Source organism: Bacillus hominis, assembly GCF_018332515.1.
In the GTDB taxonomy this organism is placed as follows: Bacteria; Bacillota; Bacilli; order Bacillales; family Bacillaceae_G; genus Bacillus_A; species Bacillus_A hominis.
On the sequence record NZ_BOQD01000122.1, the window covers coordinates 1 to 21,426 of the forward strand.

The 21,426-nt window shown below is 37.7% G+C and carries 18 protein-coding genes and 1 other annotated feature; of the genes, 4 read left to right on the forward strand and 14 right to left on the reverse strand.

Annotated features, from left to right (window positions below):
- The first annotated feature begins 130 nt into the window (after positions 1–130).
- A complete protein-coding gene (locus KI356_RS13725; protein ID WP_212935680.1) occupies positions 131–1,417 on the forward strand; it encodes a replication-associated recombination protein A in 1,287 nt (428 codons plus the stop codon).
- A 37-nt stretch (positions 1,418–1,454) separates the two neighbouring features.
- Positions 1,455–2,096 carry an RsfA family transcriptional regulator gene (locus tag KI356_RS13730; protein ID WP_128280867.1) on the forward strand — a complete coding sequence of 214 codons (642 nt, stop codon included), beginning with the start codon at positions 1,455–1,457 and terminating at the stop codon, positions 2,094–2,096.
- Positions 2,097–2,549: 453 nt separating this feature from the next.
- Here KI356_RS13730 and KI356_RS13735 read toward each other — a convergent pair whose 3' ends face one another.
- The 11 genes from KI356_RS13735 to KI356_RS13785 form a co-directional block, all read right to left on the reverse strand.
- Entirely contained in the window at positions 2,550–3,317 is a 768-nt protein-coding gene (locus KI356_RS13735) for a tRNA threonylcarbamoyladenosine dehydratase (RefSeq protein ID WP_000903182.1), read from the reverse strand.
- 210 nt (positions 3,318–3,527) lie between these two features.
- Positions 3,528–5,303 carry an aspartate--tRNA ligase gene (gene aspS, locus KI356_RS13740; RefSeq protein WP_212935681.1) on the reverse strand — a complete coding sequence of 592 codons (1,776 nt, stop codon included), beginning with the start codon at positions 5,301–5,303 and terminating at the stop codon, positions 3,528–3,530.
- Between the two features lie 12 nt (positions 5,304–5,315).
- Positions 5,316–6,587, reverse strand: coding sequence for a histidine--tRNA ligase (gene hisS / locus KI356_RS13745; protein WP_128280865.1), 1,272 nt, complete (start codon positions 6,585–6,587; stop codon positions 5,316–5,318).
- Positions 6,588–6,656: 69 nt separating this feature from the next.
- Positions 6,657–6,887: a binding site (T-box leader), on the reverse strand.
- 54 nt (positions 6,888–6,941) lie between these two features.
- Positions 6,942–7,118, reverse strand: coding sequence for a hypothetical protein (locus KI356_RS13750; protein ID WP_002015300.1), 177 nt, complete (start codon positions 7,116–7,118; stop codon positions 6,942–6,944).
- A 186-nt stretch (positions 7,119–7,304) separates the two neighbouring features.
- Positions 7,305–7,745, reverse strand: coding sequence for a D-tyrosyl-tRNA(Tyr) deacylase (locus tag KI356_RS13755; protein WP_002122709.1), 441 nt, complete (start codon positions 7,743–7,745; stop codon positions 7,305–7,307).
- 17 nt (positions 7,746–7,762) lie between these two features.
- A complete protein-coding gene (relA, locus tag KI356_RS13760) occupies positions 7,763–9,946 on the reverse strand; it encodes a GTP diphosphokinase (protein ID WP_212935682.1) in 2,184 nt (727 codons plus the stop codon).
- Positions 9,947–10,154: 208 nt separating this feature from the next.
- Positions 10,155–10,667 carry an adenine phosphoribosyltransferase gene (locus KI356_RS13765; RefSeq protein ID WP_000346222.1) on the reverse strand — a complete coding sequence of 171 codons (513 nt, stop codon included), beginning with the start codon at positions 10,665–10,667 and terminating at the stop codon, positions 10,155–10,157.
- A 47-nt stretch (positions 10,668–10,714) separates the two neighbouring features.
- Positions 10,715–13,054: a single-stranded-DNA-specific exonuclease RecJ gene (recJ, locus tag KI356_RS13770; RefSeq protein ID WP_002122712.1), complete on the reverse strand. Its 2,340-nt coding sequence runs from the start codon at positions 13,052–13,054 to the stop codon at positions 10,715–10,717.
- A gap of 101 nt (positions 13,055–13,155) precedes the next feature.
- Positions 13,156–14,049, reverse strand: coding sequence for a cation diffusion facilitator family transporter (locus KI356_RS13775; RefSeq protein WP_212935683.1), 894 nt, complete (start codon positions 14,047–14,049; stop codon positions 13,156–13,158).
- A gap of 154 nt (positions 14,050–14,203) precedes the next feature.
- Entirely contained in the window at positions 14,204–16,468 is a 2,265-nt protein-coding gene (secDF, locus tag KI356_RS13780) for a protein translocase subunit SecDF (protein WP_212935684.1), read from the reverse strand.
- Positions 16,469–16,746: 278 nt separating this feature from the next.
- Positions 16,747–17,031: a post-transcriptional regulator gene (locus KI356_RS13785; RefSeq protein WP_128280860.1), complete on the reverse strand. Its 285-nt coding sequence runs from the start codon at positions 17,029–17,031 to the stop codon at positions 16,747–16,749.
- A 186-nt stretch (positions 17,032–17,217) separates the two neighbouring features.
- Between KI356_RS13785 and spoVB the strand changes: the two genes are divergently transcribed.
- On the forward strand, positions 17,218–18,777 hold the full coding sequence (gene spoVB, locus KI356_RS13790) for a stage V sporulation protein B (protein ID WP_128280859.1): 1,560 nt from the start codon (positions 17,218–17,220) through the stop codon (positions 18,775–18,777).
- Positions 18,778–18,806: 29 nt separating this feature from the next.
- On the opposite strand, the gene KI356_RS13795 is transcribed toward spoVB, so the two are convergent.
- Positions 18,807–19,463, reverse strand: coding sequence for a DUF421 domain-containing protein (locus tag KI356_RS13795; protein ID WP_128280858.1), 657 nt, complete (start codon positions 19,461–19,463; stop codon positions 18,807–18,809).
- A gap of 103 nt (positions 19,464–19,566) precedes the next feature.
- On the opposite strand from KI356_RS13795, the gene KI356_RS13800 reads away from it, so the two are divergent.
- Positions 19,567–19,950, forward strand: coding sequence for a TIGR04086 family membrane protein (locus KI356_RS13800; RefSeq protein WP_002112005.1), 384 nt, complete (start codon positions 19,567–19,569; stop codon positions 19,948–19,950).
- A gap of 37 nt (positions 19,951–19,987) precedes the next feature.
- On the opposite strand, the gene yajC is transcribed toward KI356_RS13800, so the two are convergent.
- On the reverse strand, positions 19,988–20,248 hold the full coding sequence (gene yajC / locus KI356_RS13805; protein WP_128280857.1) for a preprotein translocase subunit YajC: 261 nt from the start codon (positions 20,246–20,248) through the stop codon (positions 19,988–19,990).
- A gap of 27 nt (positions 20,249–20,275) precedes the next feature.
- Positions 20,276–21,415 (reverse strand): tRNA guanosine(34) transglycosylase Tgt, encoded by a 1,140-nt coding sequence (gene tgt, locus KI356_RS13810; protein WP_000125368.1) that lies wholly within the window; start codon positions 21,413–21,415, stop codon positions 20,276–20,278.
- Between the last annotated feature and the right edge of the window lie 11 nt (positions 21,416–21,426).

Sequence of the window (21,426 nt, forward strand, 5' to 3'; positions counted from 1 at the left end):
AATTATTACAATTGAAAGAAAAATGAAAATATTTATATTTATTTTTCCCACAAAACAGCATCTTATTTCAAATTCCATTAAAAAAAATGATACGATAGATTGAGATTATACATTAAGGGAGAAGGTCAAAATGAAACAACCACTCGCACATCGAATGCGCCCTACGAATATTCAAGAAATTATCGGACAACAGCATTTAGTTGGTGAAGGAAAGATTTTATGGCGAATGGTCCAAGCAAATCATTTTCAATCGATGATTTTATACGGTCCTCCAGGCACAGGAAAAACATCGATTGCTAGCGCGATTGCAGGAAGTACAGGAACCCCGTTTCGTCTATTAAACGCTGTTACGCATAATAAAAAAGATATGGAAGTTGTCGTACAAGAAGCGAAGATGCATCGACACCTCGTTTTAATTTTGGATGAAGTTCACAGGCTAGATAAGGCGAAACAGGACTTTCTATTACCTCATTTAGAAAGTGGACTCCTTACTTTAATCGGTGCAACGACGAGTAATCCGTTCCATGCTATTAATTCTGCTATTCGAAGTCGTTGTCAAATTTTCGAATTACACGCATTAACAGAAGATGATATTTTGATCGGTTTAAAACGAGCACTTGAAGATAAAGAAAAAGGGCTTGGGGAATATGATGTAACTGTTACTGATAAAGCATTACATCACTTTTCAAATGCGTCAGGCGGAGATATGCGTTCAGCTTATAATGCACTTGAATTAGCTGTTTTATCTAGCTTTACAACTGACGACAAGGCTGCGGAAATCACGCTAGAAATCGCCGAAGAATGCTTACAAAAAAAGAGTTTCGTTCATGACAAAGGTGGAGATGCTCATTATGACGTATTATCAGCATTTCAAAAATCAGTGCGCGGAAGTGATGTAAATGCAGCACTTCATTATTTAGCACGCCTTATTGAAGCTGGTGATTTACAAAGCATTGGTAGACGCCTTCTTATTATGGCATATGAAGATATCGGACTTGCTAGCCCGCAAGCTGGACCACGTACACTAGCAGCGATTGAATCAGCTGAACGTGTTGGCTTCCCAGAGGCACGTATACCACTTGCAAATGCCGTTATCGAGCTTTGCCTATCACCAAAATCAAATTCAGCTTATAAAGCACTTGATGCCGCAATACATGATTTACGTAACGGTCAAACAGGTGATATTCCAAGTCATTTAAAAGACAGTCACTATAAAGGTGCTGAATCGTTAGGTAGAGGCCTCGGATACTTATATCCGCATGACCATCCAAATGGCTGGGTACAACAACAATACTTACCTGATAAAATAAAAAACAAGCAATATTATAAACCGAAAACGACAGGGAAATTTGAACAAGCACTTTCTACAGTTTATGAAAGATTACAAAGTTCGCATAAAACAAAGAATAAAGGGTAATATAAGCGAAAACGTCACCATTACGGAGGCTTCGCTTATGAAAACACGTCAAGATGCATGGACAAAAGAAGACGATCTCCTGTTAGCAGAAACTGTTTTACGACATATTCGCAGCGGAAGTACACAAATAAAAGCATTCGATGAAGTTGGCGATACGTTAAACCGAACTTCAGCAGCTTGCGGCTTTAGATGGAATGCTGAAGTAAGACCAAATTATGAAGATGCGGTGCAGATTGCAAAAAAACAACGTAAAGAATTAAAGCGTTCGGAAGCTAAAATAGAAAAAGAGCAGTTCACACAAACTCGGCAACTCGTAATCGATGCCGAGTTTTCAGAAGATATTGCCCCAAATAAACAAGATTTTACAATGCAAAATGTCATCTCATTTTTGCAAAACTTGGAGTACAATAACCCTTCACTCGCAAAGTTACAAACTGAAAATGATGTATTACAAGATCAGCTCACTTCCCTGCAAAAAACGAACAATGAACTTGAAGCAAAATTAGCTGTTCTCACAAAAAAACAACAAGCAATCGAAGAAGATTATGCCATGCTTGTTAGAATTATGGACCGTGCCCGAAAACTCGTTTCAGTTGAAGAACAAGAAGAACAGATCGCTCCCATTTTCAAAACAGATCAAAATGGAAATTTAGATATTATATATTCTGCAGAGAATTAAAAAGGATGTCACCTAGCCCAATTTTCCGGCTAAGTGACATCCTTTTTTGTTTCCTCTGTGGACAGCATATTGGTAAAGGAAATTATATCGGCGATTCGACAAGGAATATCGATTTACCGACAAATATTCACAAAAAAGCCGACCTGTCGTATAAGGCAACACTTGGAATTAATTGGATACACTTCAATTACATGCCACTATAAACATATACGATTGAAAGGAGCTGATCGCTATTTCATTAATAGTCTTCAAAATAACACTCAGTGTTCTCGTCCTGACTTTAGGTCTTTTCACCATTCACAGTTTAAAAAAGACTTCCGCCTATAAGTCGGATAAATACGATTATTCTTTATTAGGATTACTTACATTTGAATTATTAGTATTGCAAATTTCAGCAATTCTTTAAAACATAATAGAAAAAGCATATATCCTAGACGGATATATGCTTTCTTTTTATTCTTGCCCTACACGTTTCACTTCTACGTTTTTAATACGCTCACGTACAACGTGACTTGCCATAATTAGGCCTGCCACAGATGGTACGAATGCATTTGAAGAAGGTGGTAATTTCGCTTTACGAATTTTTGCATTTTCGTCCGGTACGATTTCTTTACGTACTTCTTCACGAATTACGATTGGGTTTTCGTCAGAGAAGACAACTTTTACACCTTTTTTAATACCCTCTTTACGAAGCTTCGTACGAATTACTTTCGCAATTGGATCTGTATGTGTTTTAGAGATGTCCGCAATACGGAAACGAGTTGGGTCCATTTTATTTGCTGCACCCATACATGAGATAATTTTGATTTTACGACGTAAACATTGTTTAATTAAATGAATTTTGAACGTAATCGTATCAGATGCATCCACTACGAAATCTAAGCCGTGCTTAAAGAACTCTTCATATGTTTCATCCGTATAAAACATTTCTAGTCCAATTACTTCACACTCTGGATTAATGTCTGCAATACGCTCTTTCATTAATTCTACTTTTGAACGTCCTACAGTAGATACTAAAGCATGAATTTGACGGTTTACGTTTGTAATATCTACAACGTCTTTATCGACTAATACGAGACGTCCTACGCCAGAACGTGCTAACGCTTCTGCCGAAAATGACCCTACGCCGCCAATTCCTAAAATACCGACTGTACTATTTTTTAATATTTCAAGGCCTTCTTTTCCAAAGGCTAATTCATTACGTGAAAATTGATGTAACATTCAGCTCTACACTCCTATTACAAAAATGGTCTACCATGTATTCTAGCGTTTTTCCGACTATTTGTATAGAAAAAGTTATAGAATTCCTAAAAATACATATTTCGATAATGAAAACATAGTATAAACCGGCTTTTATTTCTTCCTAAATACAAGTTTAAAAAAAGCCTAGATGGTATTAGTATAACCATCTAGACCCTATTTTTACTTCTCTTACTTCTCTTCTTTCAAGCTCAATTTCAAGTTCAACTCTTCAAGCTGCGCTTCTGCAACTGGGCTTGGAGCTTCTGTTAATAGACAGCTTGCACTTGCTGTTTTCGGGAATGCAATTGTATCACGAAGGTTCGTACGACCTGCAAGTAACATAACTAGACGGTCTAAACCTAATGCGATTCCGCCATGTGGTGGTGTACCGTATTCGAATGCTTCTAATAAGAATCCGAATTGCTCTTGCGCTTCTTCTTGTGAGAATCCAAGTGCTTTGAACATTTTTTCTTGCACGTCACGCTCGTAAATACGAAGTGATCCACCACCAAGCTCATAACCATTTAATACAAGGTCATATGCTTGTGCACGCGCTTTTTCTGGTGCTGTTTCTAATAGCTCAACGTCTTCACGGAATGGCATTGTGAATGGGTGGTGAGCTGCGAAGTAACGATTTGCATCTTCATCGTACTCAAGAAGTGGCCAATCCGTTACCCATAGGAAGTTAAATTTACTTTCGTCAATTAGCTCAAGTTCTTTACCTAGACGTAAACGAAGTGCACCTAAGCTATCTGCAACAACGCTCTTCTTATCTGCTACGAATAGTAATAAGTCGCCAGCGTTAGCTTCTAATGTACTCATTAACACGTTTGCATCTTCTTCACCGAAGAATTTCGCAATCGGTCCTTTTAAGCCGTCTTCTTCCACTTTAAGCCAAGCTAAACCTTTTGCACCGTATACTTTTACGAATTCAGTTAATGCATCGATGTCTTTACGAGAGTATTTGCTCGCTGCACCTTTTGCATTAATTGCTTTTACTTGTCCGCCGCTTTCTACCGCACTTGTAAATACTTTAAATCCACAATCTGCTGCAAACTCAGATAGGTCTGTTAGTTCCATTTCAAAGCGTGTATCTGGCTTATCAGAACCGTAGCGAGCCATTGCATCAGCATATTTCATACGAGGGAATGGTGCACTAACTTCTACACCTTTTGCATCCTTCATGACTTTCGTCATCATACGCTCCATCATTTCTAAAATCTCATCTTGTGTTAAGAATGATGCCTCGATATCGATTTGCGTAAATTCCGGTTGACGGTCCGCACGTAAATCTTCGTCACGGAAACAACGTGCTACTTGATAGTAACGCTCAAATCCGCCGACCATAAGAAGCTGTTTAAATAACTGCGGAGACTGTGGTAATGCATAGAATTCACCGTCATGCACACGACTTGGTACTAAATAGTCACGAGCTCCTTCTGGCGTGCTCTTCGTTAGAATTGGTGTTTCAACTTCTAAGAAATCTTCTGTATCTAAGAAGTTACGAATTGTTTTTGTTACGTCGTGACGCATTTTGAATGTGTTGAACATTACAGGACGACGTAAATCTAAGTAACGATATTTTAAACGCACATCTTCTGATGCATCTGTATCATCAGCAATAATGATTGGCGTTGTTTTCGCTGCGTTTAATACGTTTACCTTCGTTGCTTGTACTTCAATACGGCCAGTTGCCATATTGTCATTAATTGCACCTTCACCACGCTCAACAACTGTACCTTCTACGTGTAATACGTATTCGCTACGAATTGTTTCTGCGATTTCTAGCGCTTCTTTTGATGTTTCTGGGTTAAATACAACTTGTACGATTCCTGTACGGTCACGTAAGTCGATAAAGATTAATCCACCTAAATCACGGCGTTTTTGTACCCAACCTTTTAATTGAACTGCTTGTCCAACTGCTTCTACTGTTACTTTTCCACATGCATGTGTTCTTTCAGCCACTGTAAGTTCCCCCTATATTAATTTCTCTGCTACGTATGAAGCAAATACATCTAATGCTACTTCTTCTTGTCCGCCTGTCGCCATATCTTTTAAGTTAATGATGCCTTTATCTAGCTCATCTTCCCCTAATACAGCTACGTATTTCGCATTTAAACGATCTGCAGATTTAAATTGTGCTTTCATTTTGCGATCTAAATAATCTTTTTCAACTGATAATCCAGCTTTACGAAGATCAAACGCAATTTTCGCAGCATGGTCTTTCGCTTTTTCACCAAGTGCTACAACGTAACAATCAATACTATGTTCAATTGGTAACTCAATATTTTCAGCCTTCAGCGCCATAATTAAACGCTCAATACTCATCGCAAAACCGATACCTGGCATTTCCGGTCCACCGATTTCTTGCACAAGTCCGTTATAACGGCCACCGCCACTTAATGTTGTAATAGCACCGAAACCTTCTGCCTCACTCATAATTTCAAAAACAGTGTGTTGGTAGTAGTCTAAACCACGTACTAAATTCGGATCTTTCTCAAATGGAACATCCATCATCGTTAGTAGTTCTTGTACTTTGTCGTAGTATACTGCTGAATCTTCGTTTAAGTATTCTGTAATAGATGGTGCTGTGCTCATTAATTCATGATTACGGTCCTTCTTACAGTCTAAAATACGAAGAGGGTTTTTTTCTAAGCGAGATTGGCAATCAGAACAGAATTCTCCGATGCGCGGCTCAAAGTGAGCAATTAACGCATCACGGTGTGCTTGACGACTCGCTGCATCACCTAAACTATTTAATACAACTTTAATATTTTTTAAGCCCATGCCGCGATAAAACTCTACAGCAAGCGCAATTACTTCTGCATCAATTGCTGGATCGTTACTACCGATTGCTTCAATACCGAATTGTACGAATTGACGATAGCGACCTGCTTGTGGTCTTTCGTAACGGAACATTTGGCCGATATAGTATAATTTCGTTGGTTGTGTTGCATCACCGAACATTTTGTTTTCAACGTAAGAACGTACAACAGGTGCAGTACCTTCTGGACGTAATGTTAAACTACGCTCTCCACGGTCTTGGAATGAATACATTTCTTTTTGTACGATATCTGTCGTATCACCAACACCACGTAAAAATAGCTCTGTATGTTCAAAAATCGGTGTACGAATTTCTTTATAATTGTAACGACGGCAAATGTCGCGCGCTTGCCCTTCGATATACTGCCATAGCTCTACACTACCTGGAAGAATATCTTGCGTTCCGCGTGGGATTTGAATAGACATATTCAGTTCCTCCTCAAATTGTTTTAATCTTAATAAAAATAAAAAAACTCCCGCCTCTACTGTTTGAACAGTAGGGACGAGAGTATTATACCCGTGGTGCCACCCTAATTGAAGCACGTATGCTTCCACTTTTTTAATAACGCTTAAATTTGCGTTCATCTCTACTAAGCGTATAAGCCTTTCAAGTTGAAACCTACAGAGTGTCATTCAATCAGTCATCATGTAGAAATGTTTTCAGCCTAGGACATTTCTTCTCTTTCCATGTGTATCTCATTTACTCTCCTCTATCAACGGCTATATTCATATGTAAATATAAAATTACTATACGTTTGTTGAGTAGGATTGTCAAGTGCTCTAAGAGCGCTCAATTTGCTTCTTTAGGCGCTTTACATCTTGCAGTGAAATCCCGAACTCTGAAGCAAGCTCCATTGAAGTATTGTTTTGTTCTTTTGAAATAAAATCATGTAAATTTACGTTAAACAGTTGATTTGCACCATTTGTAACAGAATGCCCTTTTTCATTCATACGCATACGTATATCCCTCACATTCGATATGGTTGTTTTACTTTTTATTGTTCCATATTGATGAGATAGTTATACATAGCAGAAACAGCTATTGATTCCAAATAAACATATTATTCCTATTGTAACTAAACAAAACATACCACAATGTATGAAAAAAGAGAGGATACTATAATCCTCTCTTCTTAGGTAACACTATTTACTTTCCACAACTAAGGTCACCGGACCATCATTGATTAAAGAAACGTCCATCATTGCTCCGAACTGTCCTGTCTCCACATGTAGTCCTTGTTTACGAACTTCTTCATTAAAGAAATCATATAAACGCTCTGCGTATTCAGGTTTCGCAGCATCCATAAAGTTTGGACGTCTTCCTTTACGACAATCTCCGTATAATGTAAATTGCGAAATAGATAGAACTTGTCCCTTCATATCAAGTACAGAGTGGTTCATCTTTCCACTCTCATCTTCAAAAATACGTAGGTTTGCAATTTTTTCTGCGATGTAAGTTGCATCTTTTTCTGTATCTTCATGCGTAATGCCAACTAGTAATGTTACACCGAATGGAATTTGTCCTACAATCTCACCATCTACTGTGACAGACGCTTCCTTTGATCGTTGTAAAACAACTCTCATCTTTTCTACACTCCCTATTAATGCATCATGCGTCGTACGGCATAAATTTCCGGAACACGTTTAATGCGCTCTACTACTTTTTTCAAGTGTTGTAGGTTTCGAATAGAAATCGACATGTTAATCGTTGCCATCTTATTACGATCACTTCTACCAGAAACAGCTGAGATATACGTCTTCGTTTCTGTAACAGCTTGTAATACTTCATTCAATAAACCACGACGATCATAGCCTGAAATTTCAATATCAACATTGTATTCAATTTCTTTTTCAGGACTACCTTCCCAATCTACCTCTAGTAAACGCTCTACCGCTTCTTCTGTATGCACATTGACGCAATCGCAACGGTGAATTGATACGCCTCGACCTTTCGTAATATACCCAACGATATCATCGCCTGGAACTGGGTTACAGCATTTTGATAAACGAATTAACAAATTATCTGCACCACTTACCTTTACACCAGAATCCCATTTTCGAATTTTCATCGGTTTACGAACTTCTTTAACTTCAACGATTTCTTCTTCTTCACGTTGCTTACGGAACTTGTCCGTTAGTCGCGTAACAATTTGCGACGCTGTAATTCCGCTATATCCAACTGCTGCAAACATATCTTCTTCATTTGCAAAGTTAAACTTCTCAGCAACACGTTTTAAATTATCAAGCGCTAATACTTCTTTCATCTCATACTCTAAGCCACGCACTTCTTTTTCAACAAGCTCACGGCCTTTTTCAATATTTTCATCTCTACGTTGCTTCTTAAAGAATTGACGTATTTTATTTTTCGCATGAGATGTTTGAGCAAGTTTTACCCAATCTTGACTCGGGCCATACGAATGTTTCGATGTTAAAATTTCAATGATGTCACCCGTTTTTAATTTATAATCAAGTGTCACCATTTTCCCATTTACTTTTGCACCAATTGTTTTGTTTCCAATTTCCGAATGGACACGATACGCAAAATCAATTGGAACAGAGCCAAGTGGTAACTCCATTACATCGCCTTTCGGTGTAAAGACAAATACCATATCAGAGAACAAATCAATTTTTAATGACTCCATAAATTCTTCTGCATTAGAAGCTTCATTTTGCCATTCTAATATTTGACGGAACCATGTTAGTTTCTTCTCTAACGTACCCGTTGTTTCTGCTGCTTTTCCTTCTTTATACGCCCAGTGTGCTGCAATCCCGAATTCTGCAATTTCATGCATTTCTTTCGTACGAATCTGCACTTCAAGTGGATCACCTTTTGGCCCAATTACAGTCGTATGAAGAGATTGATATAAATTCGCTTTCGGCATTGCAATATAATCTTTAAAACGCCCCGGCATTGGCTTCCAGCACGTATGAATAATCCCAAGTACCGCATAACAATCTTTAATACTATTTACAACGACACGTACAGCTAATAAATCATAAATTTCATTAAACTGTTTATTTTGCAGTGCCATCTTACGATAAATACTGTAAATATGCTTTGGTCTTCCAGAAATCTCAGGTTGAATTGCAACTTCTTTTAATTTCTCACGAATGCCAGTCATTACTTCATCTAAATATTCTTCGCGCTCTGCACGTTTACGCTTCATTAAATTCACAATACGATAATATTGCTGCGGATTTAAATAACGAAGTGACGTATCCTCTAGCTCCCATTTAATAGTACTAATTCCGAGTCTATGTGCTAAAGGTGCAAAGATTTCTAACGTTTCGTTTGCAATGCGACGCTGCTTCTCTTGAGGCAAATGTTTCAATGTACGCATGTTATGAAGACGATCAGCTAGTTTAATTAAAATAACTCGAATATCTTGAGCCATTGCAATAAACATTTTGCGATGGTTTTCTGCTTGTTGCTGCTCATGAGATTTATATTTAATCTTTCCAAGCTTTGTAACACCATCGACAAGCATAGCGATCTCTTTATTAAATTCCCGTTCAATATCTTCTAATGTAATTTCTGTATCTTCCACTACATCATGCAAGAACCCTGCAGATACTGTCGCTGGATCCATGTGTAAATCGACTAAAATACCTGCAACTTGAATTGGATGAATAATATATGGTTCACCCGATTTTCTATATTGTTCGCTATGTGCATCACGCGCATATTCATAAGCACGTGCCACTAGCCCAATATCATCAACCGCTAAATATTGACTTGCTTTCTCGAGTACCTGTTCAGCTGTTAGTACTTGCTCATTTGCCATCGAATCACCTTTTATTGAAAATTGACTTTATCTTTATTAAACAGAATAAATTATATTCTATCATTATAACCCAATGATTGTGAATTGTGAAAAGGAAAAGATTTTACTGACATTTCACCATGATTTTTTGTTCAATTATACAAAAGTACCCGATCCTCTCCAAGAGATTCACGGGTACTTTTTATCACCGTAGTTTTTTATATAGTGATTAGTATTTTTCTAATACTAATACATCGTAACCATCTAACATTTTACGACCATCTAAGTAAGTAAGCTCTACTAAGAATGCAATTCCTGCTACAACTCCGCCAAGCTCTTCAACTAGCTTAATTGTCGCTTCGATTGTTCCACCTGTAGCTAATAGGTCATCTGTAATTAATACACGTTGCCCTGGCTTAATTGCATCTTTATGGATTGTTAAAACATCTGTTCCATATTCTTTACCGTAGTCAACTGTAATTACTTCACGTGGTAATTTTCCTAATTTACGAACTGGTGCAAACCCTACTTCTAATGCATAAGAAACAGGACAACCGATAATAAAGCCACGTGCTTCTGGCCCTACTACAACGTCGATATCTCTTTTTTTTGCGTACTCAACGATTGCATCTGTTGCTGCTTTGTATGCTTTACCGTCGTTCATTAAAGGTGTAATGTCTTTAAACACAATACCTTCTTTTGGATAATCCGGTACAATTGCGATATGTTGCTTGAAATCCATATTTCTGAATCCTCCTCAGATCTAAAAGGTTTATAAATACAAAACCTTTACCCTAACTGTTCTACTTCTTTATGACTACGAATCGTTTCAAACCATGTATATAGTTGCTGATATGTGCTATAAACCAATTCTTTTTCTAATTGTAAGTGGTTCATTTTTTCACGATATGTGTTCGATTCAATTAAATCACGCTTTTGTTTTTTGTCTGCCATAAAAATGACACCGTCTTTTATTGTAACAAATTCTAACTCAAAAAACACCTGTGTCATGAAATTTACTGTATCTTTTGACCATCCTTTATGACGACATAGTTGTTCCCCATATTGTCTTAACGAAAATGGCGCTTTTTGGCTCAAGAAAGAATAGTACCATTTAAAGTGTTCCCTCGTTGGAACTGTACTAAATAAGTGATTATTCTCTTGGTAAAATAGCGTATAAATTCGAGCAGGGAATCCTACTTTAAATAAATTACCTAATTCATCTGTTCCTTTCGGCAAATCAAGTAACACGATGTATTGATCATCTAAATGAGCTACCTCTGATGCATGTACGAGCTGTTCTTTATAGTCTTCTAAAGAAAACTTATTCAATACCTCTTCAGAAAAATACACCATGGTTATTTTTTCTTTCGGAAGTTCTGCTAAATTTGCTTCTACATTACGCATACTACGCCAGTCAAATAATTGCCATGCCTCCACAGCAATATCTTGTACCATTAATTGCGGCTTTTTAAAGTTATTCCATTCATTAATGGACGCTTCTCCTACTACAGAAACCTTCGCAACTGGAGAGATTTCTTTCGCATAAGCACCAAATCCAAATCCAATTGTATCAAGTGTTGCTTGTCCGTTACGAAGGGCCATTTTCAAATGCGATCCATCTGACCCGATTGCACGAATACTTTCTAATTCCGCATCCCTAACTGCGATGCGCGGTTTTGGATTTCCAACACCAAATGGTGCTAACTTTTGCATTTCTTCGATTGAAGCAAGCGTTACATCTTCTACTTTACAAACCGCATCTACAGCTGTAATCGGAATAAAATCTTCCGGCGTTAAAATTACATTTGCCTGTTCATTTAAACGGCGGCGTAGCTCGTCCACATCATTCATATGAAGTGTCATTCCTGCCGCCATTGGATGTCCACCAAAATGAGGCAGTAATTCACGGCAGTCTGATAAATTTGCAAATAAATCAAAGCCTGCAATACTACGCGCAGACCCTTTTGCTGTTTGTTTATCAGGGTCGATACTTAACACAATTGTTGGACGGTAATAACGCTCTACCAACTTAGAAGCGACAATTCCAATTACCCCTGGATTCCAGCCTTCTTTTGCAAGGACTAATACTTTATTTTCTTCCGGCGGGAATTTATTTTCGACTTCAGCGATAGCTTCTTCAGTAATTTGCTTTACAATATCTTTTCGAAGTTTGTTCAGCTCATCAATTTCTTCAGCTAGCTCTTTCGCTTCCTCTGGATCTTCTGATAACAAAAGGTGTACAGCAGGCGCTGCATCTTCCAAACGACCAACTGCATTAATACGAGGTGCGAGTGAGAATCCAATGCTTTCTTCAGTAATCTCACTTTGCGAAACGTTAGCAACTTTAAATAACGCCTTTAAACCGATATTTCGAGTCATTCGCATATGCTTCAGTCCACGCTGTACTAACAATCTATTTTCACCGTGAAGCGATACTAAATCGGCTACCGTACCGATTACTGCAATTTCCAATAAATGCTCTGGTACACGGCCTAAAAGTGCATGTGCAACTTTAAATGCAACACCAACACCCGCTAAATAATGAAACGGATAAACACCGCCTTCTAATTTCGGATGAATAATCGCAAGTGCCTCTGGTAATTCTGGTGGTGGCTCATGATGATCTGTAATAATAAGATCTATTCCAAGTTCCTTCGCTACCTTCGCTTCATGTACCGCTGCGATACCAGTATCGACAGTAATAATTAGCGAGAACCCTGCACTATGCGCCCAACGAAACGCTTCTTCATTTGGTCCATAGCCTTCAGTAAAACGATTTGGAATATAAAACTCTACTTCTGCACCTAATTCTTGGAGAGCGAGATATAACACAGTCGTACTACTTACTCCGTCCGCATCATAATCGCCAAATATTAATATTTGTTCTCCATTTTCAATGGCTTTTTTCACACGTTCTACAGTCCGATCCATCCCTTCAAGTAAAAATGGATCATGAAATTCTTGATCTGCTGTATTTAAAAAGTCTACAATCTTATCTTCTGTATTTAAGCCTCTGCCGAGAAATAATGAAGTCACAAGAGGCGATAGTTGCAATTTATTTGCTAATTCACTCACTAGTTCCTCATTATATTCTTTTTCTTTCCAACGCGTCTTCGGTTGTAACACGAAATCACCCCTTAACCTATCCATTATACAAGACAGATTAAGGGGTGACAATATAATGCAAACTACGATTCGATATCTATATAATTAAATATCCGTTATGTTTAATTTGGAGAATACGGATTAATATGTACAAAAACATTTTGTACGTTATCTTGTTTCATAAGTATTTCTTTTACATGTTTTCCGATGCGGTGACCTTCTTCTACAGTGATATATGGATCTACAGATACTTTAATATCAACAATAACATAGTGGCCATGTTCTCTTGCATATAAAGAGCCGATTTTTTTCACACCTTCCACTTGAAAAACTGCCTCTCTAAGCGGAACAACATCTTCTTCATGCAGAACATGATCGAGCGTTGCATGAATAGCTTCTGCTCCAATACTCCACGCCATCTTAGCAACGAGAACTGAGACAAATAACCCCGCAATTGGATCGGCATATACAAGCCAATCTATACCTAACTTACCGCCGATAATAGCTGCACAAATGCCGATTAAAGCTGCAATTGAAGAAAACACATCCGAACGATGTTCATATGCATTTGCAATAATTGCATCACTATTTATCCTCTTGCCTAATCGATATTTATACTGAAACATCCCTTCTTTCACTACAATCGAAAGAATAACTGCAAAAATCGTAATTCCTTTTGGTGGTTCTAAATCTTGTGAAAAAGCTTTTATAGACGAAATCACAATTTCCAAGCCAACAATAAATAATAATACCGCAACAATAATCGCTGAAATCGATTCCGCTTTACCATGACCATACGGATGATCTTCATCAGGCGGCTGCTTTGCTGCTCGCAATCCAAAAAGTACAGCTAACGAGCCAATTACATCTGATCCAGAATGCACCGCATCCGCTAAAAGTGCCTTACTGTTTCCAATATAACCAATTACCGCTTTTACAATCGCTAATATAATATTACCAACGATTCCGACAATAGCACCAAACTCGGCCTGTTTAAAACGTTCATCTTTTTCCATAATTAAAATCCCTTCTTTTCTTAACCTCTCTTTTTTATTGTAACAAAAACGACGATAACACCACCACTTCCTTCCATTTTATCCTTTCAAAAGTCGCTATCTTATTGTATCCACAAACGAAAAAGAGATGCCTCATTATGAGGCATCACCTTTTTTATACTTGCGGTTCAGATACTTCTTTCTCAACCTTCTTCTTGTTTTTACCCTTTTTCAAACGACGGTTTTCAAGTAGTAACCAAATTTGAGAGGCAACGAAAATAGAAGAGTACGTACCTACAATTAATCCAATTAATAATGCAAGCGAGAAGTTACGCAGTGATTCACTACCGAAAATAAGTAGTGCGATTACTGGGAATAACACTGTTAACACTGTATTAATTGAACGACCAATTGTTTGACGAATACTTGCGTTTACGATTTCTTCTAGGTCTTTTATGTCGCGAACTCGTTTTTTCTGTTTGTATAACTCACGGTTTCTATCAAACGTAACGATTGAGTCATTGATAGAGTAACCAATAATCGTTAATACCGCAGCGATAAACGTTAAGTCTACCTCTATCTGGAAAAGACTAAACATAACAATCATAACGAATGCATCATGTAATAATGCGATTACTGCAGATACTGCGTACGTAAGACGGAAACGAATACTTACGTATAAAATGATTACTGCAGAAGCAATTAATACTGCGATAAATGCATTTCGCGCAATTTCTTTCCCAATTGTCGGTGAAACTGTACTTACGTTTGGATCCGTACCATATTTATCGTGGAAGAATGTTTTTGTTTTCGCAATTTCATCTTTCGATAGAACACCTACTGTACGAACTGCGAAACCTTTATTATCATCTCCGGTCGGTACAATATCTTCTTCCTTCACATCAATTTTCAATTCTGCTAAATCTTTATGAACGTCAGACACAGTAAGTGCTTGTTTTGATTGCAAGTCGATACGTGTACCGCTTGCAAAGTCAATACCAAGATTCATTTTGAAGATCGGTAATATAATTGCCCCAGCAATTACAACTGCAATTGAGAATAAGAAGAATTTATGACCGATATTTACGAAATTAATACGATCAAATCTCGTCGGTGGATGTACTACACCTTTTGTTAATGGAATAATATCCTTTTGCTTAACACCAAAGTAAGATAGTTTCTTATCAAAGTAACGGCTCTTTACAAGTAAACCTAGTAAGAAACGAGTACCGAATACATTCGTAACGAAACCAACTAAAATACTTACGATTAAACTTGTTGCGAATCCTTTTACAGAGCTTGTACCGTAAACGAATAATACACCAGCTGCTGCAATTGTTGTAACGTTCGCATCTAAAATTGTCGATAATGAACGATGGTTACCAGCACGGAATGCTGACATCAGCGACTTACCAATTTTCAGCTCTTCCTTCAACCTCTCGTACGTAATGATATTCGCATCAACTGCGATACCAACCCCGAGCACTAATGCCGCAATACCTGGTAACGTAAGAACTGCATGCATCCAGTTAAAGACAAGCAGTGTAACGAAAATGTATAACCCTAACATTATAACCGCTACTAGTCCTGGTAGACGGTAGAATACAAGCATGAATAAGAAGATAATAGCAATACCGATCGCACTAGCGAAAATCGTTTGCTCTAATGCTTGTTGACCAAATTTCGCTCCAACAGATGTTGAATACATTTCTTTTAAATCAACAGGAAGTGCACCTGCATTTAATAAAGATGAAAGTTCTTTCGCACTTTCAACTGTGAAGTTTCCACCTACGATAGATACTTGAGCTTGGTTAAATACTTGGTTTACTGTTGCTGCTGATAAAAACTTCGGATTCGGTTTTGCAGATTCTGCTTTATATGAATCTTTTCCTTCTTCAAAATCAAGCCAAATTACCATTAAATTCGTTGGTGGTGGCATTTTTGAAATCTTTTCAGTTACTTCACGGAATTTTTCAGCACTTTTTAGTGTAAGACCTACGCTCGCACGACCTTGCTCATCAAATGTTTGCTTCGCTCCGCCGCCTTTTAAATCCGTCCCGTCCATAAGAAGATTGTCATTCACATCACGGAATGTTAATTTCGCTTGTGTCGATAACATTTCACGTGCTTTTTGCTGATCTTGTACACCAGCAAGCTGTACACGAATTCGATCTTCCCCTTCGATTTGAATGTTCGGCTCACTTACACCAAGAACATTGACACGATTTTCAAGAGCACCTACTGTACTTACAAGTGCATCACGATCGATTTTATCACCTTGTTTGGCTGGTTTTACTTCATACAGAACTTCAAAACCACCGCGAAGGTCTAGTCCTAGACTAATTCCTTTTGCTATGTCTTTTCCTGCCGCACCAATTACTCCACCGATTAATAAGACGATGAGGAAAAAGGCGGCAATTCTCGTACCACGCTTTGCCATATGTACCCTCTTTCTGCTACTAACACTTTCAATAAATCTTTTACGATTCACTTTTGCACGTGTGCATACGCCTAGTTAGTAGACTTCCTTTCTGTAAAATACATGTTTTTTGCTAGTTCCCACTAGCTGTATAGGTATGCGCTTCACAATACCTATACTTTTATTATTTATTTTTCTTTTCGCTACCTCCTTTACATAGAATCTCTGACATAATTATTTCCTCTTTATCAATACCTATCATTATACTGCAAAAGGAAGAACAAACCAATTGCAGTCGGTTATTTATTTTCATATTCATCAAACGACCAAAGTGGTGCTTGATATGCTTCAACAGTTAAATAATTCATATATTCATTAGTACTTACTCTTAATACATCATTTACTAATTCATATAACCTAACATCATTGTCTATCTTTTTCCACTTTTTCGCCTTGAGAAACTTCCAAATATCATTATCTGTCACTCGGTCATAACCAAACATTTGAAACTCTTCTACTTTACTTTCTAAAACGACTTGTAACTGTCCGCGGTATGATTCTACCAAAGCCTCTTTATCCAACATCTATAACATCTCCTTCTGATTTCAGCACGAAAAGTCGCTTTTAATCCCGCTCTAATGGACAGCAATAACCACTTTCAAGAGTACCCTCAATACTTCACTCTCTTAAATGCTTGTCATTCTTGTCTCATACGTGCATATAAATTATTGTAAATCATTCCACTGATTTTGAGAAGGTAGGAGAAGACCATGACGAGACAAAGCTTTTTAAAAGGTGCATTTATTTTAATGATAGCTGGCTTTATTACAAAAATCCTTGGATTTATTAACCGCATTGTAATGGCACGTATTTTAGGAGAAGAAGGCGTCGGCCTTTATATGATGGCTGTTCCCACCTTCATTTTAGCAATTACATTAACACAAATCGGCCTTCCTGTTGCGATTGCAAAATTTGTAGCAGAAGCAGAAGCAGTAAACGATAAACAAAGAGTTAAAAAAATATTAACTGTCTCGCTAGCCGTTACATCCATTATTAGTATCATTTTAACAATTGGAATTATGCTACTCACACCTATTTTAGCAAAAACATTATTAACAGATGAAAGAACGTACTATCCATTAATGGCTATTTTACCTGTCGTCCCTGTTATTGCAGTTTCTTCCGTTTTACGTGGTTATTTCCAAGGGAAACAAAATATGAAGCCTAGCGCTTATGCTCAAGTCATAGAACAAGTTGTCCGCATTACAATTATCGCTGTATGCATTCGTTTATTTTTACCTTACGGCGTAGAATATGCTGCAGCTGGCGCTATGCTATCAGCCGTTCTTGGCGAAGTTGCATCTTTATTATTTTTACTTACTTTATTCCAGCGCGAAAAACATTTATCTATACGCTCTGGGTTTTTCACTACGGTAAAGGAGAGCAAAAATACATTTTATTCTCTTATGGATATCGCACTTCCAACTACAGGAAGCCGTTTAATCGGTTCCGTTTCCTATTTCTTTGAACCTATCGTCGTTATGCAAAGCTTAGCAATTGCCGGGGTTGCCGCTTCTGTCGCAACACAGCAATACGGTATGTTGAACGGTTATGCCTTCCCGCTTCTATCACTACCTGCCTTCATTACATACGCTCTTTCTACAGCACTCGTCCCTTCAATTAGCGAGGCAATGGCAAAGAGACAACACAAATTAGTGGAACACCGATTACAACAAGCACTTCGAATTTCCTTAATAACCGGCGGATGGTCAGTCGTTATATTATATGTATTTGCTTCTCCAGTTTTAACTCTCATGTACGGCTCAGACAACGCGACAGCGTTCATCCAGCTTCTTGCACCCTGCTTTTTATTTCATTATTTCCAAAGTCCCCTTACATCTGTGTTGCAAGCTTTAAACTTAGCACGCGCTGCTATGATGAACACCTTTATTGGTGCTATCGTAAAATTAATCGTTATTTTTGCACTCGCTTCACGCCCAGAGTTCCAAATGATGGGGGTTGCCCTCGCAATCGCAGCAAATATAGTAACTGTAACATTCCTTCACTACGCTACTGTTTTGAAGAAAATTAAATTTACTATTTATGCAAAAGACTATATTTTTGGCGGACTTGCTATCGGTATTGCAGGCGCCTTCGGTTTTTACCTTCATAAGTATATTATTTTCTCCCATTCACTTGGCGTACAAACATTATGGGAAATCACCTTAACAACAATCGTTTATATCGTTCTCCTCTTCGTTTTCAAACTCATTCGAAAAGAAGAATTAAGTCGTCTCCCTATCATTCGGAAACTTTCATTTTTGAAGTAAATAGGCTTACTATTTAATACGGTAAGCCTCTAGTTTTCTTTCGAATCAACAAAAAATTGGCCGTTTTGAAAGCTGCAGTATAAAATTTGTGTTATATCGTTATAACCTAAGTTTTTTAATTTTCCAATGAGCCATTCATCTGTATGTTCAATCATTTGCAAATGATTAGATTGAATTTCTCCATCAATAATTAGTGGGAGTGTAAAAATTGGCGTATCATTTTTACTCTTTTTACTTTTTTGTTTTTGAAAAATAGATAACTTCCCTGACGGTTCTAAAATAGCATATTCCACATCCCGCACATCTCCGACCCCTTGCTCTCTTAGTTGCATCATTAAATCATCTATATTATAGCGCTGCTTCCGCATCTTTTTTTCATCAATTTTACCTGCATTCACAAGAATAGCAGGCTCCCCTTCTATTAAATGCCGAAATCGTTGAAACTTTAAAGAAATAACTGACAAAACAATTTGTATGCACATAAGAAAAGTCATCGGAACTAATTGATGTAAAAGGGATTTATCTGTATTTTCAATGGCAACAACAGCCATTTCACCAAGCATAATAAATACGACTAAATCTAATACACTTAATTCTCCTATTTCACGTTTTCCCATCAAGCGAAAAATAATTAATATGATGACATACAAAAGCATCGTCCGACCAATTATGGATACCCATTCCATTTCAACATCTCCTTTTTTTACTTATAGGCTCCCCTACAAAAAAGAAACTAGTCTAACTTAAACAAAATGAAAATATGCTTGTATTAAAAAGGGGGAATGCATAATGGATGGAACGAAAAAATTATCGGGTGCAATCGGCTTCGGTATTATTACCCTATTAATCCTCGCATCTATTACAAGTATGATCATGGCTCTTTTATTAAAATTCACGAATATTAATGAAGGGACATTAGTAATCACTATTTTTATACTAGCCCTTCTATCTATGCTTATGTCTGGATTTATTGCTGGTAAAAAGGCACAAGGAAAAGGGTGGTTAGTAGGTTTCACTACAGGACTCACATTCACTCTTCTCGTCTTTCTCGTTAACTATTTAGGCTTCTCTCAAACTTTATCGAACTCACAGTTACTCTACCAATTAGCATTAATGGGTGCGAGTACACTCGGTGGTATTTTCGGTGTAAATATGTCAAAACAAAATAATTAAAAAAAGGCCCTGCACATTTCATGCAGGGCCTCCCTCATTAGTTTTTCACAACTTCACGAATCGCATTGCGATCGAAAGTTAAGTGTGAACCACCAGATTTAACAACGATTTTCGTTTCATCTACTGATTCGATTGTACCGTGTAAGCCACCAATCGTTATGATAGCATCACCTTTTGATAACTCATTTTGCATTTGAGCAACTGCTTTTTGACGCTTTTGTTGCGGGCGAATTAATAAGAAATAGAAAATCGCAAACATCGCAACAATCATAACGATATTCATCATACCTGCATTCATCTTGTGTTCCTCCTTTTAAATTATGTATTAAAAGTTTTTAGCATTCGGTTTATTAAAGCCATACTGTTCAAAGAACTCTTCGCGGAAATCGCCAAGACGGTCTTCACGAATAGCTTGTCTCACCTGCTCCATTAAGTTTAACAGAAAATGAAGGTTGTGATAAGACGTTAAACGAATTCCGAATGTTTCATCACATTTCATTAAGTGACGAATGTACGCACGAGAATAATTTTTACATGTGTAGCAATCACAGTTCGGATCAAGCGGCCCGAAGTCTCTAGCGAATTTCGCGTTTTTCACAACTAGACGGCCTTCACTTGTCATACATGTACCATTTCGAGCGATACGAGTTGGAAGTACACAGTCGAACATATCAACACCGCGAATCGCACCATCAATTAACGAGTCAGGAGAACCTACACCCATTAAGTAACGTGGTTTATCATCAGGAAGAAGTGGTGTTGTAAACTCAAGCACACGATTCATAATATCTTTCGGTTCACCAACAGATAGACCGCCTATAGCATAGCCAGGGAAGTCCATTGAAACAAGATCTTTCGCACTTTGGCGACGAAGTTCTTCAAACTCCCCGCCCTGCACAATACCGAATAAACCTTGATCTTGTGGACGCTCATGCGCCTTTAGACAACGCTCTGCCCAGCGGCTTGTACGCTCTACAGACTTCTTCATGTATTCAAAAGTAGCTGGGAAAGGTGGACACTCATCAAATGCCATCATAATATCTGAACCTAATGCATTTTGGATTTCCATCGCTTTTTCTGGAGATAAGAATAATTTATCGCCATTTAAGTGATTGCGGAAATGAACACCTTCCTCTTCAATACGGCGGAAGTCACTTAAACTGAATACTTGGAAACCACCAGAATCCGTTAAGATTGCACGATCCCAGTTCATAAATTTATGCAAACCGCCTGCTTCGCGTACAATTTCATGACCTGGACGTAACCATAAGTGATACGTATTACTTAAAATAATGCCAGAATCCATTGCTTTTAATTCTTCTGGCGACATCGTTTTAACTGTTGCAAGTGTACCAACTGGCATAAATGTTGGTGTATCAAATGAACCGTGTGGCGTATGTACTCGACCTAAACGCGCACCCGTTTGTTTACAAGTTTTAATAAATTCATAACGAATTGCTGTCATAATTTACTCCT

Excerpts from the sequence above, each read along its gene's own strand:
- KI356_RS13725 (WP_212935680.1), top strand. The coding sequence starts at position 131 with ATGAAACAACCACTCGCACATCGAATGCGCCCTACGAATATTCAAGAA.
- KI356_RS13730 (WP_128280867.1), top strand. The coding sequence starts at position 1,455 with ATGAAAACACGTCAAGATGCATGGACAAAAGAAGACGATCTCCTGTTA.
- KI356_RS13735 (WP_000903182.1), bottom strand. The coding sequence starts at position 3,317 with ATGTTACATCAATTTTCACGTAATGAATTAGCCTTTGGAAAAGAAGGC.
- hisS (WP_128280865.1), bottom strand. The coding sequence starts at position 6,587 with ATGTCTATTCAAATCCCACGCGGAACGCAAGATATTCTTCCAGGTAGT.
- KI356_RS13750 (WP_002015300.1), bottom strand. The coding sequence starts at position 7,118 with ATGCGTATGAATGAAAAAGGGCATTCTGTTACAAATGGTGCAAATCAA.
- KI356_RS13755 (WP_002122709.1), bottom strand. The coding sequence starts at position 7,745 with ATGAGAGTTGTTTTACAACGATCAAAGGAAGCGTCTGTCACAGTAGAT.
- relA (WP_212935682.1), bottom strand. The coding sequence starts at position 9,946 with ATGGCAAATGAGCAAGTACTAACAGCTGAACAGGTACTCGAGAAAGCA.
- KI356_RS13765 (WP_000346222.1), bottom strand. The coding sequence starts at position 10,667 with ATGGATTTCAAGCAACATATCGCAATTGTACCGGATTATCCAAAAGAA.
- KI356_RS13775 (WP_212935683.1), bottom strand. The coding sequence starts at position 14,049 with ATGGAAAAAGATGAACGTTTTAAACAGGCCGAGTTTGGTGCTATTGTC.
- secDF (WP_212935684.1), bottom strand. The coding sequence starts at position 16,468 with ATGGCAAAGCGTGGTACGAGAATTGCCGCCTTTTTCCTCATCGTCTTA.
- KI356_RS13785 (WP_128280860.1), bottom strand. The coding sequence starts at position 17,031 with ATGTTGGATAAAGAGGCTTTGGTAGAATCATACCGCGGACAGTTACAA.
- spoVB (WP_128280859.1), top strand. The coding sequence starts at position 17,218 with ATGACGAGACAAAGCTTTTTAAAAGGTGCATTTATTTTAATGATAGCT.
- KI356_RS13795 (WP_128280858.1), bottom strand. The coding sequence starts at position 19,463 with ATGGAATGGGTATCCATAATTGGTCGGACGATGCTTTTGTATGTCATC.
- KI356_RS13800 (WP_002112005.1), top strand. The coding sequence starts at position 19,567 with ATGGATGGAACGAAAAAATTATCGGGTGCAATCGGCTTCGGTATTATT.
- yajC (WP_128280857.1), bottom strand. The coding sequence starts at position 20,248 with ATGAATGCAGGTATGATGAATATCGTTATGATTGTTGCGATGTTTGCG.
- tgt (WP_000125368.1), bottom strand. The coding sequence starts at position 21,415 with ATGACAGCAATTCGTTATGAATTTATTAAAACTTGTAAACAAACGGGT.